Source organism: Vibrio campbellii CAIM 519 = NBRC 15631 = ATCC 25920 (assembly GCF_002163755.1).
GTDB classification, from domain to species: Bacteria; Pseudomonadota; Gammaproteobacteria; order Enterobacterales; family Vibrionaceae; genus Vibrio; species Vibrio campbellii.
Window position 1 is genome coordinate 2,612,908 of sequence record NZ_CP015863.1, and the last position, 16,622, is coordinate 2,629,529.

Consider the following 16,622-nt stretch of genomic DNA (forward strand, 5'->3'; position numbering starts at 1 on the left):
CTTAAAAGGCAGATACAAGCTTGGCTCGATAATCGGGCCAAGCTTGTTTTAGGGAGAAATATCTATGGCTAGGATCACCACACTTCTTTTTTCTTTTTTGTTCAGTTCAATTATTTTCGCGTACGAGGTCAGTCCAATCTATTTAGAGCTAGACGACGTTGGCCGAAACTCTCAAGGGTTGTACAAAGTAACGAATGTGGAGGACGACCCAATACTGCTGGAAGTCCATGTCTATCAAGCCGATTTCTCTTCAGGCGAGGAAATCCTGACACCATCGGAGGACGAGTTTCTCATTCTCCCCCCTCAAGCTAAAATCGACGGGCAAAAGTCCCAAACCTTTCGCGTCCGTTACACGCCCAAAAGACCAATAAAAAAAACTGAGACATATCGAATCGTCTTTACCCAGATAGAACTCGACAACCAAACTGAGGAGAATGAAGAAGATAGTTCTATCTCCATGCTATTGGAGTTTGCTACGTTAGCTTTTGTTTCTCCAGCTTCAAGTAAGTCCATTCCAACCGCTACCATTAAAAACAATCAAATTGCAATCAGAAATGACGGTAAACGCGTACTGAACATGAATGGCATGGAATTTAGTTTCTCAGGTGGTAAGTCAAACAAAACAGTCGATTGGGAAGCGTTAAGTAACAAAACCAGTGCTTATTTAATGCCGGGGTCAACGGTAAAGTACACTCTACCAAGTGAGTTGGGGCAGCCCCAAACAGTTTCTGTTAAAACAATAGACTAGTGAGGTTTTTATGAAAAATCTCATTTTACACTTTATTCTAGTTTTCACTGTAAAAGCTGCATTAGCTCATAGCTGGTCGTTCCCATTCCCTGTCATTTGGGGTGAAAATACTATCGGCCAAGTGAGCGCGTACTCAGACGGTATGACCGTAGATTCAATCAACGTTGAACAGCTCGCTCAGTCAGTAGAGAAACTGATAAATGATGAAACTCTCGTGGCATTGAGAGGATTCTCTGAAGAATATATCACGGTTGAACAATTGGCTCGTATGGGAATCAACGCAAATTTCGACACATCCGACCAAAGCATTAATCTAGTCATAGATGAGTCTGCAGCCGCGGACTTTTTACTCTCCTTCGGAAGCAAATACGAGCCTGCACAGTACTCGGAAAGCGCATTCTGGACGATACAAAATACACTGAACGCCAGTACTGATTACACCTTATTTAGCGATTCTAACGCCGAAGACACGCAAACTTGGCTAGGGGAATGGTTAGTTCGAGCCAATATTGGTGGCGTTCGAGGGGCAAACCTTGATGTCTCCGGCTTCGTCACTGGCGGTAATAATGTCAATTCCGATGTCTATCGTGGTGAAGCTCGTCTTTTTTTCGATGAACCCAGCACACCTTGGCGCTTAACCTTTGGGGATGTGACCCAAACTAGTGCTGGCCATCTGCCGAGCACGCCTCTGGGCGGAGTCGCTTTTGAACGTTTGTACCAAGATTTACAGCCCACCAGAAACATTCAGAACGGCGGGACGCAACCTCTAGTATTAAATGAAAGCGCCGATGTCGAAATCTACATTAACGATATCTTCCTCACCGAGATTAGATTGCCACCGGGCCGATATACACTGGATGATCTGCCTCTCGTGTCAGGTACTAATGATGTGCGGTTAGACATTAGCTATCAATCAGGCCGCACCGACACTATCGTTTACAGTCAATTTTTTAACTCTCGTTTACTTCGTGAGGGCATTTCTGACTTCGGTTTTTACTCTGGGTTAATCTCGACGATCGAGGATAACAACTTTAAATACGACGATGAACAGTGGGTCACGTCGGGATACTACGACTACGGTATCAGCGACATATTAACGCTGGGTGTAAACGGACTTTACCACCCTGAGGGCCAACAACTTGGCGTTATTGCCACTATCGGTTCTGATTGGGGGAATGTAGGTGTTCGAGCATCTGCGCAAAACAATAAACCTAATGATGAAACTGGCAGTATCTACAGCCTAGACTATTCCCATCAAGTGTGGGGAACGGATAGCTATGGCTCTCCAAACTTTCGTCTCGGCGTCGAATACCAAGATAAGTACTTCGCATTACCTTGGCAAATAGCCGAACCAAGAACAGGCTTACGCATATTCTCTAACTACGTGCTCACCATTACAGATGACCTTAGTCTAATATTAAGTGGAGACTATCGTGACTTCGAAGAGGAAGAGGTTGAATGGCTTGCTTCATCTGAAGTCGCTTGGCAATTTTACAGCCTGTCACTCTCTGCTGGTGTAGAGAAAGAGGAGAATCCAAACGATAACATTGACGAGACGCGCTTCACTTTCTCTGCAGACTGGGACTGGAACTCTGTGTCTGGGGAGTACAATGCAAACGTCTCTTACTCCAACGAGCCCGATACTTACAGAGCTCAATTTCAACGCCCTTCCGATGATTACACAGGCAGCTATGGCTATGCGCTGACAGCAGAAGGTGATGCCGACTCTCAAACTTATTCTGTAGAGGGCAATTATGTGGCAAACCGCTTCATCACTGATGCTAAAGTCTCTCACCTCGACTTTGACAATTCCGACAGTTACCAAACCGCTTCATTGCGAGCAAGTACGGCGCTGACGCTGGCTGATGGCAACTTAGCTTGGTCACGTCCTATCAATGGACCTGTTGCCATCGTCGCCGTTCATGACTCTTTGGATGCTGATGTTGAAATCAACGCCGTTGCCGACGACCCAGCTGAAGCGATTTCAACTTCGGCGATAAATAATGCCGTTCAACTATCTGGTGGGCATCAGTTGTCTAGTGTCTACATCAATGTCCCAGATGCTCCTGTCGGCTATGACTTTGGTGACCACGAATACAACATCACACCAGGGTCACAAACTGGCCATCTAATAAACATCGGCTCAATCGCGTCAAAGACCATAATTGGCACACTTGAAATCAGTTCTAAAAAACCACTAAAGCTCTACCAAGGGCAGTTAGTTGGACAACAGAAAACCTATGACTTTTTCACCAATCGATCAGGTCGATTTGTTGTAGAAGGTATTGCTCCGGGCACCTACACCATCACGGTTGAAGGATTCAGCCCAACAAAACTAAACGTACCAGAAACCAATAAAAATCTGATTTATCTACCCACTTTACTTATTAAAGAGGGATAAACAATGAAACACTTATTCCAAATATCAGTGTTCAGTCTCGCCATATTATCTCAACCCGTATGGGCAGAATGCAGTGGCAAATGGACACTAAACGTTGACCGAAGTAACGTTGAATTTAAACGTGACTTAGGGGCTTATATTCCAGTTTATTTGGAGCTATCTCGCGATATTCAGACCTGTCGATTTCCGATGGCGATGGTCTCGGTCAACAATAAACAGTCCAGTTACTTAAGTTCAATTGGAGCCAGTTTATCTGTGACGATTCTGGACAAAAACTTTCGGCAGTTGAGTCACTTCCCTAATAAAGGTTTTCAGCTACCTTTGGATAATAGCCAAAGGACAAAGTTCTGGATAAAGGTTCCAGAAGCGAAAGTTGCTGCATCTGGTAATTACAACGGACTGCTCGAAGCCACAATATCCTTGGGCAAAAAGCAAAAGTCAAAAAACGCAAAAGTGAAGCTCAACGTTCCTGCTTTCGTTGCTTTTAACTCTGCCCCTAATGCCCCAAACATGCAACGCTCTGGTAACTCAGGTTATCGCTTTCAGCTTGGCGATCTGGAATCGAACCGAACTTACCGCTCTGACTTCGATCTTCTCTCAAATTCTAACGTTAGGCTGGTTGTGAAACAAAAGTATGGAGAGTTGAAACAGAAATCAGAACCCAATATTACTATACCGTATACATTGCGATTCAATAACGCTTTGGTTAACCAGAAAGCGGTTTATACCTTCTCTAACAACGAGAGTACTAAGCGATGGGGAGTACCACTCGAAGTGACGCTAGGAAATATCGACTTTGCCCGAGCTGGTAAATACCAAGACACGATAACTGTCGAAGTAAAAGCGATGCCTTAAAGGTAACACCATTGAAGAAAAGCCAGCGATTCAATTAAAAGAAGCGTAAGGTAAACGAGCAATATAGGACCGCTTGCCTATCGAGAGATATTAAAAAGCCCCGCACTAGGCGGGGCTTTGATATTTTAAAGCGTTAGTTTAAGAATTACTTCTTAGCTTCGCGCTCTTTAACTTCTGCGATTACTTGCTCAGCAACGTTCGATGGACATGCTGCGTAACGAGCGAATTCCATAGAAAACTGACCACGACCAGAAGTGATAGTACGTAGGTGACCGATGTAACCAAACATTTCTGATAGAGGAACGTCTGCTTTAATACGAACGCCTGTAGTACCAGCTTGTTGGTCTTTGATCATACCACGACGACGGTTAAGGTCACCGATTACGTCACCAACGTTGTCTTCTGGAGTGAACACGTCAACGTTCATGATTGGCTCAAGAAGTTGCGCGCCTGCTTTAGGCATAGACTGACGGAATGCACCTTTAGCTGCGATTTCGTAAGCGATTGCTGATGAGTCAACTGCGTGGAAACCACCGTCGAATAGTTCAACTTCAACGTCTAGAGTTGGGAAGCCAGCTAGAACACCAGTATCCATCATTGACGCAAAGCCTTTCTCAACCGCAGGCCAGAATTCTTTAGGTACGTTACCACCAACAACTGTTGATTTGAACGTGAAGCCTGAGTTTGGCTCACCTGGTTTGATGCGGTAGTCGATCTTACCGAACTGACCAGAACCACCAGACTGCTTCTTGTGCGTGTAGCTATCTTCAACTGCTTGAGTGATAGTTTCACGGTAAGCTACCTGTGGAGCACCTACTTCTAGCTCAACGCCGTAAGTACGCTTAAGGATGTCTACCTTGATGTCTAGGTGAAGTTCACCCATACCTTTCAGGATAGTTTCACCTGAATCTTCATCAGTCTCAACTTGGAATGATGGATCTTCTGCAACCATTTTACCGATCGCGATACCCATTTTCTCAGTAGAACCTTTGTCTTTTGGAGAAACAGCAATAGAGATTACTGGTTCTGGGAAGATCATAGCTTCTAGAGTACATTCGTGCTTAGGATCACATAGAGTGTGACCAGTTTGAACGTTCTTCATACCTACTACAGCGATGATGTCACCAGCTTGAGCTTCAGTAAGTTCGTTACGTTCGTCAGCTTGCATCTCACACATACGACCGATACGCTCAGTCTTACCAGTTGCAGAGTTAAGAACAGTATCGCCCTTCTTCATGCGACCAGAGTAGATACGGATAAATGTTAGAGCACCGAAACGGTCGTCCATGATCTTGAACGCAAGTGCTTTTAGTGGCGCGTCAGCGTCAACTGTAGCAACTTCACCTGTTGGCTCACCAGTTTCTGGATCTGTTAGAGGCTGAGGATCAACTTCAGTTGGAGCTGGTAGGTAATCTACAACAGCGTCAAGGATAAGTTGCATACCTTTGTTTTTGAATGCAGAACCACAGAACGTTGGGAAGAACGCTAGGTCACGAGTACCTTTACGGATACAAGCTTTTAGTTGCTCGATAGTTGGCTCTTCGCCTTCCATGTAAGCTTCCATTAGATCGTCGTCTTGCTCTACAGCAGTTTCAACTAGCTCTTCACGGTACTGTTCTACATCGTCAACCATGTCAGCTGGGATGTCTTGGATTTCGTAGTTTTCTGGCAGACCAGTTTCGTCCCAAACGTAAGCTTTACGGTTTAGTACGTCTACAACACCAACGAAGTCGTCTTCGCGACCGATTGGTAGAGTCATAACTAGTGGGTTTGCACCTAGTACGTTCTTAACTTGGTCAACAACGCGGAAGAAGTCTGCACCCATACGGTCTAGTTTGTTTACGAAGATCAGACGAGCAACTTCTGAGTCGTTCGCGTAACGCCAGTTTGTTTCTGACTGAGGCTCAACACCACCAGAACCACAGAATACACCGATACCACCGTCAAGAACTTTAAGTGAACGGTATACTTCAACTGTAAAGTCTACGTGTCCAGGAGTGTCGATTACGTTCAGGCGGTGACCGTTCCACTCACAAGTTACTGCTGCAGACTGGATTGTAATACCACGCTCAGCTTCTTGCTCCATGAAGTCAGTTGTAGACTCGCCGTCGTGTACTTCACCAGTCTTATGGATTTTACCAGTAAGCTTCAGGATACGCTCAGTTGTGGTAGTTTTACCCGCATCAACGTGCGCGAAAATACCAATGTTTCTGTATTTTGATAAATCAGTCATTGTCTTACTCTGTTAATAAGGTATAAAGTGCGCGCAGAGTATATCACAATCTGTCAAGACGGATACCTTTGCGTGCTATTGGAACAAAAAAAATTTTAACGTCGATTTTCCACCCTCAAATAATAGTCAAACTTCGCAATTTGTCTGCTAATTCGATAATAATGAGAATAGATTCAACATTATTGTTACCCCTTAAATTGGGGCACAAGATGGCGTTTACAACTCATCAAATGCTTCGATAGCCTCCGACAGTTTTTTAACGCCATGGATTTGCATACCAGGAATACCGCCCTTTGGCATATTCGCTGCTGGTACGATCGCTTTCTTAAAGCCGTGCTTGAATGCTTCATTCAAACGCTCTTGGCCACTCGGCACTGGGCGAATCTCTCCCGCTAGGCCGACCTCACCAAACACCACCACATCTTTTGGTAGTGGACGATCGCGAAAACTCGACAAAAGCGCCATAACTAGCGCAAGGTCAGCACTGGTCTCTGTGACTTTTACACCACCAACGACATTCACAAACACATCTTGATCGGCCATTTGTAGGCCACCGTGCTTATGCAGCACCGCCAATAATAAAGACAGACGGTTTTGTTCTAGGCCCACCGCGACGCGACGTGGGTTTGACAATTGTGAGTAGTCCACCAGCGCTTGAATCTCTACTAATAGAGGACGCGTGCCTTCCCACACCACCATAACGGACGAACCCGACGTCTCCTCTTCACCGCGGGATAGGAAAATCGCCGAAGGGTTATTGACCTCTTTCAGTCCCTGCCCCGTCATGGCAAAGACGCCAAGTTCATTCACCGCACCAAAACGGTTTTTGTGGCTACGTAAGGTTCGGAAGCGACTATCAGTGCCACCATCGAGTAGAACTGAACAGTCAATAATGTGCTCAAGTACTTTAGGGCCGGCAAGGGTACCATCTTTTGTTACGTGACCAACAATAAAGACGGCCACATTATTTTGCTTTGCATAACGCGTCAGCGCGGTTGCCGATTCACGTACCTGCGCGACACTACCTGGCGAGGACTGAACGTCAGACACGTGCATTACCTGAATCGAGTCAATCACCATAATGCGCGGCTGTTCTTTCTCTGCAATTTGGCAAATCTTGTCGACGTTCGTTTCCGACAACATCTTCAGGTGCTCTTTTGGCAACCCAAGTCGTGAGGCACGCATTGCCACTTGCTGGAGCGATTCCTCACCCGTCACATAGAGAGTAGGCATTTGCGAAGACAACAGACACATGGTTTGCAGAAGCAAAGTCGACTTACCTGCGCCGGGGTTACCACCGATAAGAATCGCAGCGCCCGGAACCACGCCACCACCAAGTACTCGGTCTAGCTCTTTAAAGCCACTCGTAAAACGGGGCACTTCTTGCAGATCAATCTCTGACAGGGTTTGAACTTGTGATTCCGTTGCTGAGCCTGCGTAACCAGATAAGCGTTCGTTGCGTGCTACCGTTGGCGATGCAGCAATACGAACTTCAGTAATCGTGTTCCATGCACCACACGCATTACACTGCCCCTGCCAACGTGGGAAATCCGCGCCACAATCATTACAAACATACGCTCGTTTTGCTTTCGCCATGATGCCTCAATTCTTAAACACTCGGTTTTTTCAACAAATGTGACCAAGCACCGCCATGTCATGACCGTATCGAAGATGAACTCTTGATATACTCAAGCTTTGCTCTGCTTAGCCGATATAATTCGAATAACGACATACTTTAACAGAAATAATGCAGCAATCTGAAATTCTCTCGCTCGCAGAACGCCTGATCCCTGTTTACGGCGCTGATGACTTTGATTTCGTCCTGGGTCAATTGACCGAAGGAGAACCACCATCGGCCAAAATTCTAGTGAAGATGGAACTCAACCGTGTCATGGCTCCTTGTAAAAAGAGCATTGATTTACGAGGTCGAGTGAAAGGCGAATGTCGTGAATACTTATTAGATGGCATCCCACATTGGTTGGATGATGTCGCCTTTAACGCTTACCACAAGAACCTGAAAAAGTATGGTGGTTACACCGAGGGCATGTGGGAAGCCTTGGTCAATACACGTAATAACTTCCGTGTAATGAGCAAAAACAATGGTAAGAATGAAGAACGATCGCTTACCGATCCGAAAAGCCCTTTTCTCGCAGAGCCTGTGCACCTCGGGTATGACTTAAAACGTCAAGAGAAACGCTTAAAAGTACAGTCTCAAGTGGAAATCGTTCGTTCAAAAGAACAAGTGATCCACGGTCTGAGTATTGACCTTTCTTGTTCGGGAGCGAAATTCAAAGTACCTAGCGCCTTCAAGTACAGCTTGGGTGAAGTCATTCAAGTTACCTTTACCGAGTTTGCCAGTATGTCTCAAGTGGCGGGCGTCGAAAAACCGATCACGTATCGTGTGCTGGCGGTAGATGACTGCTACGAGAATGATTCCGTTCGTTACCTAAGAACTATGCGGTTAACGGAAACCAATGTCATTGCTCGCGTGATTGATGAGGCACTCAACAGTACAGCGAAACGCGCTCGACATGACAATCAGGACAAAATCATTCGTGCTCGCACGCGCGGCTATGAGCACATTGCGCTTAAGCACACCAGTAATCTGCCGCTGTTTTTTGAAGGCAGCGAGCTCAAACTCGCCATGCTCACGCCCAATAACCAAAAGATGTGGCAGTACTGGCATGATGAGCGCAACCAACAAGTCTTCGGCTCGCTATTCAACCCGAAGAGAATGGCTTCGTTAATTGCTCCCGGCGTTAAAGGAGCAACCAATGTGCTGTACTCTTTTACCCATGAGCATGAAGGCAAAACCTACTTCTATTCGATGCTACGTCCAGAGGCGACAAGAGAACAGCGTCAACTCTTCTGGCATTTAGGCGCCAAGCGAAAAAGTTGGCGCGCTTTCCGCATTTCTATCTTCGAGTTATCTGAGCAAGAGAAAAATGATCTTGCGGCCTTCTCCTCTGAGTTAGCAGAAAGTTCACAGAAGCTGACACACGTTGGTATCTTACAAGAAATTGCCGATGAAAAATCAGGCCAAGATTACTTGCTGACTGAAAAGCCAAGAGTGCCAGCAAATACCCTGAATGAGTTTCGCCATCCAAGAAAAATCCTTGGTAGTCCAAAAGGAATTTACTTCGATGCGCAATCGCGCCGTAAAGAGCCTCGTTATCGCTTCAAAACGCCTTTGGAGCTAGACATTGGCAATGCCAAAGCAACTGGCTTCACTATGGACATTTCCAAGCGAGGCCTAGGGCTGAAATTGGACGAGCCCACTGCGCTGCGTTCAGGGCAAGAAGTGCAGATTAACTTTCGTGAATTGCAGCTTTACGATAAAAAGCTACCACTCTCGGATGTGCCATACCGTGTGATTCGTATTAGCCCTGACGGTCGAAGTGTTCAATTGGTTATCGATGAACAAAGCAAAACCATGCGTGTGATTGCTTTTTTCAACAGCATTATTGAGCACAACCAAGACAAGTTGATCCCACAAAAAGAGATGCTACCAAGTAATGCTCTCTTAGAGCGGCTGCACAGCGTATTGCTCTCAAGAACGTTAAGCACCCCGATCTTTATCAGCAAAAGCGCCGCTTCTTCGGTCAAGACACCGGTGATCGGAGTGAACTTACCGTTGGCAAAACACATCGAGTTGTACGCACGTCTCGGTCACAACCAACAATATTCGCTCGAACCACTGTTTAAAGGCCGCTCAAATACTTTGATTGCCGATCCGATCAAACGTATTGATGGCGCGCAGGCTCGTCACCAAGATATTTATATTAGCGTGAATAAAGTCGGTCATAAGATCACTGCGATTGAGTCGAAAATGCAGCAAGACTTCACCAGCGTGAAAGAGCGGATTCAATTCATCAAGAAAGCGCGGATGATGGGTGAGTTCTATGCCACACGTATCTCGACGGCGCCGATCTTCGATCCAATGACATCATTACTGCGTCAAGATCTGAGCGATTTAACCCAATTTGGGGTTCATCAAGCCAGCAAGTTAGAAAAAGAGTTAACCGCCTTAGTTGGCTACAGTGAATTTGAAGATATTACCGAAGAAGTGATTGTTCGCTTAGAGCTAACGGAATAACAAAACACCGCCGAGATGGCGGTGTTTTTCTATGTTTATTTGGAAGAAGCACCAACTAAGGTTTCGCTTTCCAGCTGATTTTCTGCTGCTTAACCAACGCACCAGAAAGAATACACAGTACGCCACCTAAACCTGCGAATCGAACAGCGGTTTGTGCTTGTTCTTCAACCTTAGGTTTGGCGTGATAAGCAACACCAAGGCCTGCCGCAGCCATCATCACCAAATCGTTCGCACCATCACCGACGGCAACCGTATTGTGTTGTTCGATTTCGTATTCTTCCGCAAGCTCAACCAAGATATCCGCTTTTGTTTGAGCTGATACAACCTCACCCAGTACTTCACCGGTCAGCTTGCCATCCACGATTTCCAGTTGGTTGGACTGCGCAAAGTCTAATCCCACGTTGTCTTTAATGAAGTCTGAGAAGTAAGTAAAACCACCGGAAGCAATAGCAGTCTTCCACCCAAGCGCTTTAAAAGTTGCAATCAGCGCTTCGAAATCTGGCATGAATGGCAACTGGCTGCGCACCTGTTCAAGAATCGCTTCATCGGCACCTTTCAGTTTACCGACACGTTGACGTAGACTTTGCTCGAAATCCAACTCACCTTGCATGGCACGCTCAGTCACCTCTGCGACTTCTTCACCAACACCAGCAAGTTTAGCAATTTCATCAATACACTCGATTTGAATCGCAGTTGAGTCCATATCAAACACGACCAAACCCGGCGCAGAAAGATCTGGCACTTCCTGCAGAGAAGCGTAATCCAATTTTAGGCTTTTTAGGATGGTTTCATGTTCAGGCGTAAGATTGCCCGCCATTAATGCCACTTCATATTGGCCGACTTTCCACGTATCCAGAATAGGATTGTAGAAACCGGTAAAGAAGTCGATGTCTTCGAAGTTACGAGGCTCAAGATGTTCGCCAAACACAATCCAATTCGCCTTGGCTTTATCGAGTTGTGTCGCAAACCGAGTTTCGGGTAGTCGTTTTAAAAGAGTCGTATGCTTTCTGATAGGCAAGCTTTTTGACGCGTCCATGTATATAATCCCTTGTGACTTTGCTAAAACGTTACCTTAACAAGCTAAAAAGGCAAGTCTTTGTTTTGATTTGAATGGACGAGTAAAGAGCATGAGTGAATCCTTGTTCTCAGTAAGGAATGCCCTACGAATTCTGGCTCTGATCCTGTTGTGTGTGATGCTTTTCATCACCATCAAGAACAGTGTCGTGATCAGTAAGGGTAATGAGAAGATACAAGCACAGCAGCTTGAAACCCTGACCAAAGTTTTGATTTCGCAGGCATCATTGTCTGCCGGCGAGATGATCATCAATAAAGACCAAGAGCGTCTATTGAAGCTAACCAACCAGCTTGCTCAAGACCGCTTGGTATTCGACGCGACTATTTACGACGCACAAGGCGTGCGCTTAGCGTCTAGTGAAGAAGCCCTGTCGGTGCGTGAAGTTTTGGGGCTAGACACCCCTCTTGCAACCGCATCCATTGGCCGACAACAGCTCGTAGAACCTGTGTTATCGGATGGTGCCTTGATTGGCTTTGTGAGAGTGACATTTGAAACCGGTCGAGTCACCGCCATTTCTGATCACCATTACCGCAAGAGTGATCACTACATGTACATGATGGTACTGATGAGCTTTGTGTGTGGCATGTTGTTCATCATGATCTTGCGCAGACAGCCGATCCGCCGCAAGAAAGCAGAAAACCTGTTGCTAACCAAATAATTCAAAAAGCGAATTTAGAAAATAAAACAGCCCGCATGATGCGGGCTGTTTTTTAATGCTGATAAGCAGAAGAGTAGATGGCTCTCACCTTATTCTTCATCACCTAGCAATACTGAATCTAGAGCGATCAGCATCATGTCGTTGAACGTAGTTTGACGCTCGTCAGATGTCGTTTGCTCACCAGTTTTGATGTGGTCAGAAACAGTACAGATAGTTAGCGCTTTTGCGCCGTACTCTGCAGCAACACCGTAGATACCAGCAGCTTCCATTTCAACACCAACAATGCCGTACTTGTCCATTACGTCGAACATTTCTGGATCAGGCGTGTAGAACAGTTCCGCTGAGAATAGGTTACCTACTTTCACATCAACGCCGCGAGCTTTTGCTGCTTCTTCTGCTGCGCGAACCATTTTGTAGTCAGCGATAGCCGCAAAGTCATGACCTTTGAAGCGGATACGGTTCACTTTAGAATCAGTACAAGCACCCATGCCGATAACAACATCACGTACTTTGATGTCTTCGTTCACAGCGCCACAGCTACCTACACGGATCACTTTCTTCACACCGAAGTCTTTGATCAGCTCAGTCACGTAGATAGAACAAGATGGGATACCCATGCCATGGCCCATTACCGAGATCTTGCGACCTTTGTAAGTGCCTGTGTAACCAAACATATTACGAACGTCACACACTTGAACTACATCTTCAAGGAAAGTCTCTGCGATGTATTTTGCGCGTAGCGGGTCACCCGGCATCAGAACGACGTCTGCGAAAGCACCCATTTCTGCGTTGATATGTGGAGTTGCCATGTTTCTTTTCCTTAACCTGTCTCTAGCGATCCGCACTGCTACTGGCGGTTTGGCTAGAATAATCTCATTTCCGACAAGCAGCACTTCCATGCTGCCAACATAAAACTAGGAGCCATCAAGCTCCTAGTTTTCAAAACCTAACTAATTATAGGAAGTTCTTACCGTAATCCATTGGAGAAGTACCGAAGTAAGTCGCCAATGTTTGACCGATATCAGCAAAGCTATCGCGACGGCCTAGTGAACCTGCTGATACTTTCTTACCGTAAACAATCACTGGGATGTGCTCACGAGTATGGTCAGTACCTGGCCATGTTGGATCACAGCCGTGGTCTGCCGTTAGAATAAGCACATCGTCTTCTTCCATAATCTCTAGCACTTCATTGATGCGACCATCGAAGTACTCAAGTGCTGCTGCGTAGCCCGCTACGTCACGACGGTGACCGTAAGCTGAGTCGAAATCTACAAAGTTAGTGAATACGATGGTGTTGTCACCCGCTTCTTTAATTTGCTCTAGCGTTGCTTCGAACAATGCAGGGATACCTGTCGCTTTCACTTTCTTAGTGATGCCGCAGTTTGCGTAGATATCCGCAATCTTACCGATAGAAACCACATCACCTTGCTTCTCTTCAACTAGCTTCTGAAGCACAGTTGCTGATGGTGGCTCAACAGAAAGGTCACGACGGTTACCGGTACGCTCAAATTGACCTTTACCAGCACCAACGAATGGACGCGCGATAACACGACCGATGTTGTAATCTTCTAGCTCTTCACGTGCAATTTGGCAAAGCTCAAGTAGACGATCTAGACCAAAAGTCTCTTCGTGACATGCGATTTGGAATACAGAATCAGCAGATGTGTAGAAGATTGGCTTACCAGTCTTCATGTGCTCTTCACCAAGATCGTCAAGAACTTGAGTACCAGAAGCGTGACAGTTACCAAGGAAACCGTCCAGACCAGCACGCTCAAGAATGCGGTCAGTCAGCTCTTTCGGGAAGCTGTTTGCTTTATCAGTGAAGTAACCCCAATCAAACAGAACAGGAACACCTGCGATTTCCCAGTGACCAGACGGTGTGTCTTTACCTGAAGAAAGCTCTGCAGCGTGACCGTATGCACCGATGATTTCAGCGTCTGCGTCTAGGCCTGGTGCGAAACGACCGGTTGACTCTTTGTGCGCCATTGCCAGACCTAGTTTAGATAGGTTTGGAAGACGAAGCGCGCCTTCACGCTTGTCGTTATTTGCTAAGCCTTGCTCACACTGGTCAGCAATATGACCTAGCGTGTCTGAACCTACATCACCGAATTGTTCTGCATCTGCAGCTGCGCCGATGCCGAATGAGTCTAGTACTAAAATAAATGCTCTTTTCATTGCTCGTTCCTTAGGCCCACTCGGCTTCTTATTATGGTTGAGTAGGCCTTGTGTAATTACTTATTCGATTAAAGATCTTCTGCACGGATTTGGCGGTAAACCTCTGGAGTTGGTGTGTACTCACCACCTACAGTGATTGCACTGCGAAGTGCTTTTGCTGCTTCTTCCCACTGCTCTTCAGTGCGAGCGTGGATAACCGCAAGAGGTTTGTCGCTATCTGCTACTTCACCAAGACGGATGAAGTTATCGAAACCAACTGCGTAGTCGATTTCATCTGTCGCAACGCGACGACCGCCGCCCATTGAAACAACCGCCATGCCGATAGCACGTGTATCCATCGCAGATACAACGCCAGTTTCTGTTGCGTATACTGGTTTAATGATTTCTGCTTTTTCTAGGTAGTTATCGTAGTTTTCTACGAAATCCACAGGACCACCTAGACCAGCTACCATCTTACCGAAGCACTCAGCCGCTTTGCCGTTATCTAGCGCTTCCATCAGTTTCGCAAGTGCGTCTTCTGTGTTCTCAGCCAATTTGCCAAGCACCAACATTTCAGCACATGAAGCCATGGTCACTTCAAGTAGGCGAGGGTTACGGTATTCACCCGTTAAGAAACGAACCGCTTCGCGAACTTCCACTGCGTTACCCGCCGAAGAAGCCAATACTTGGTTCATGTCCGTAAGAATTGCCGTAGTCTTAGTGCCAGCACCGTTTGCTACCGCAACGATTGATTTTGCTAGCTCTTCAGACGCTTCGTAAGTTGGCATGAATGCACCAGAGCCAACTTTTACGTCCATCACTAAAGATTCAAGACCTGCAGCAAGCTTCTTCGATAAAATCGACGCCGTGATCAGTGAGATGTTGTCTACTGTTGCTGTGATATCGCGAGTCGCGTAAACGCGCTTATCCGCTGGCGCTAGGTCACCAGTTTGACCGATGATTGCTACGCCTGCATCTTTGGTTACTTGACCAAATACGTCGTTTGTCGGAGTGATGTTGTAGCCAGGAATAGACTCAAGCTTATCCAACGTTCCGCCAGTGTGGCCAAGACCACGACCAGAGATCATAGGTACGAAACCGCCACATGCTGCCACCATTGGGCCAAGCATCAAAGAAGTCACATCACCCACACCACCAGTAGAGTGCTTATCGACAATTGGGCCACCAAAGTTCATGTGGCTCCAATCGATAACCATACCTGAATCACGCATTGCACACGTTAGTGCGATACGCTCTGGCATCGTCATTTCATTGAAGAAGATTGTCATAGCAAATGCGGCGATCTGACCTTCAGATACACTGTTGTTTGCTACGCCTTGAATGAAGAAGTTGATTTCGTCGGCTGTTAGAACTTCGCCGTCACGTTTTTTACGGATAATTTCTTGTGGTAAATACATTAGTGCCTCCCCAAGCTCATTATGAGCCATGGAAAAAGTAGGATAGAAGAGGATTGGTAGCACCAAAGCTGGTGCTACCGTTCAGACGTATTGTTGGAATTAGTACGCTGCTGGATCAGCGACTTCGTCCGATACTTCTAATGTATTAAGTAGGTTTGTTAGCAGGCTAGAAGCACCGAAACGGTAGTGACGAGCATCAACCCAGTTGTCACCAAGGATTTCGTCAGCCATTGCTAGGTATGCAGCTGCATCTTCAGCAGTGCGCACACCACCTGCTGGTTTGAAACCAACAGTTTCTGCAACACCCATGTCACGAATAACTTCAAGCATCATGCGAGCGTATTCTGGTGTTGCGTTTACTGGCACTTTACCAGTTGAAGTTTTAATGAAGTCAGCACCTGCTTCGATACAGATTTGAGATGCTTTCTTGATGAGTGCTTCTTCTTTAAGTTCACCTGTTTCGATGATCACTTTAAGAAGAATGTCACCACAAGCTTCTTTACATTGCTTAACTAGTTCGAAGCCAACTTTCTCATCACCCGCCATTAGAGCGCGGTATGGGAAAACTACGTCTACTTCGTCTGCACCGTAAGCAACCGCCGCTTTTGTTTCAGCAACGGCGATTTCAATGTCGTCGTTACCGTGTGGGAAGTTCGTTACCGTTGCGATACGAACTTCAGGCGTACCTTGCTCACGAAGTGTCTTCTTAGCAATAGGAATAAAGCGAGGGTAAATACAGATTGCAGCTGTGTTACCTACTGCTGATTTCGCGTCATGACATAGTGAGATCACTTTTGCATCAGTGTCATCATCATTTAGCGTAGTAAGGTCCATAAGTTTCAGTGCACGTAGCGCTGCTGCTTTTAAATCGCTCATTTCTATCTCCGATCAATATTCAAAAAATTCACTACTCAGCCTCACATCACTTCTCTAACTATAATCAACAAGTCAAGACAGTGTGAGAAATTGGCTAAACAGTCTATT

The 16,622-nt window shown here is 46.1% G+C and carries 12 protein-coding genes; 5 read left to right on the plus strand and 7 right to left on the minus strand.

The genetic code is table 11. The features are described 5' to 3' along the window. The first annotated feature begins 64 nt into the window (after positions 1–64). From A8140_RS12535 to A8140_RS12545, 3 genes are read left to right on the plus strand one after another with little or no spacing between them, the layout of a single operon-like run. Positions 65–748 carry a fimbrial biogenesis chaperone gene (locus A8140_RS12535; RefSeq protein WP_005530290.1) on the plus strand — a complete coding sequence of 228 codons (684 nt, stop codon included), beginning with the start codon at positions 65–67 and terminating at the stop codon, positions 746–748. 10 nt (positions 749–758) lie between these two features. Then, entirely contained in the window at positions 759–3,149 is a 2,391-nt protein-coding gene (locus A8140_RS12540) for a fimbria/pilus outer membrane usher protein (protein WP_005530292.1), read from the plus strand. Between the two features lie 3 nt (positions 3,150–3,152). Further along, positions 3,153–4,004 carry a hypothetical protein gene (locus A8140_RS12545; RefSeq protein WP_005530294.1) on the plus strand — a complete coding sequence of 284 codons (852 nt, stop codon included), beginning with the start codon at positions 3,153–3,155 and terminating at the stop codon, positions 4,002–4,004. 145 nt (positions 4,005–4,149) lie between these two features. Here A8140_RS12545 and fusA read toward each other — a convergent pair whose 3' ends face one another. Both fusA and radA read right to left on the minus strand, forming a co-directional pair. Next, positions 4,150–6,237, minus strand: coding sequence for an elongation factor G (gene fusA / locus A8140_RS12550; protein ID WP_005530296.1), 2,088 nt, complete (start codon positions 6,235–6,237; stop codon positions 4,150–4,152). A gap of 216 nt (positions 6,238–6,453) precedes the next feature. Continuing rightward, positions 6,454–7,833 (minus strand): DNA repair protein RadA, encoded by a 1,380-nt coding sequence (gene radA, locus A8140_RS12555; RefSeq protein WP_005530297.1) that lies wholly within the window; start codon positions 7,831–7,833, stop codon positions 6,454–6,456. 151 nt (positions 7,834–7,984) lie between these two features. On the opposite strand from radA, the gene A8140_RS12560 reads away from it, so the two are divergent. Then, a complete protein-coding gene (locus A8140_RS12560) occupies positions 7,985–10,333 on the plus strand; it encodes a PilZ domain-containing protein (RefSeq protein ID WP_005530298.1) in 2,349 nt (782 codons plus the stop codon). A gap of 55 nt (positions 10,334–10,388) precedes the next feature. Here A8140_RS12560 and serB read toward each other — a convergent pair whose 3' ends face one another. Beyond that, positions 10,389–11,369: a phosphoserine phosphatase gene (gene serB / locus A8140_RS12565; RefSeq protein ID WP_005530299.1), complete on the minus strand. Its 981-nt coding sequence runs from the start codon at positions 11,367–11,369 to the stop codon at positions 10,389–10,391. Positions 11,370–11,460: 91 nt separating this feature from the next. Between serB and A8140_RS12570 the strand changes: the two genes are divergently transcribed. Then, positions 11,461–12,066, plus strand: a complete 606-nt coding sequence (locus tag A8140_RS12570) for a YtjB family periplasmic protein (protein WP_005530300.1) — start codon at positions 11,461–11,463, stop codon at positions 12,064–12,066. Positions 12,067–12,155: 89 nt separating this feature from the next. Here A8140_RS12570 and deoD read toward each other — a convergent pair whose 3' ends face one another. The 4 genes from deoD to deoC all read right to left on the minus strand — a co-directional run bounded on the left by deoD (position 12,156) and on the right by deoC (position 16,514). Beyond that, positions 12,156–12,875 (minus strand): purine-nucleoside phosphorylase, encoded by a 720-nt coding sequence (gene deoD / locus A8140_RS12575; protein ID WP_005449118.1) that lies wholly within the window; start codon positions 12,873–12,875, stop codon positions 12,156–12,158. A 145-nt stretch (positions 12,876–13,020) separates the two neighbouring features. After that, on the minus strand, positions 13,021–14,241 hold the full coding sequence (locus A8140_RS12580; RefSeq protein ID WP_005530301.1) for a phosphopentomutase: 1,221 nt from the start codon (positions 14,239–14,241) through the stop codon (positions 13,021–13,023). A gap of 68 nt (positions 14,242–14,309) precedes the next feature. Then, positions 14,310–15,638: a thymidine phosphorylase gene (gene deoA / locus A8140_RS12585; RefSeq protein ID WP_005530302.1), complete on the minus strand. Its 1,329-nt coding sequence runs from the start codon at positions 15,636–15,638 to the stop codon at positions 14,310–14,312. 99 nt (positions 15,639–15,737) lie between these two features. Next, complete coding sequence (gene deoC / locus A8140_RS12590) at positions 15,738–16,514, minus strand: deoxyribose-phosphate aldolase (RefSeq protein ID WP_005530303.1); 777 nt, start codon at positions 16,512–16,514, stop codon at positions 15,738–15,740. Between the last annotated feature and the right edge of the window lie 108 nt (positions 16,515–16,622).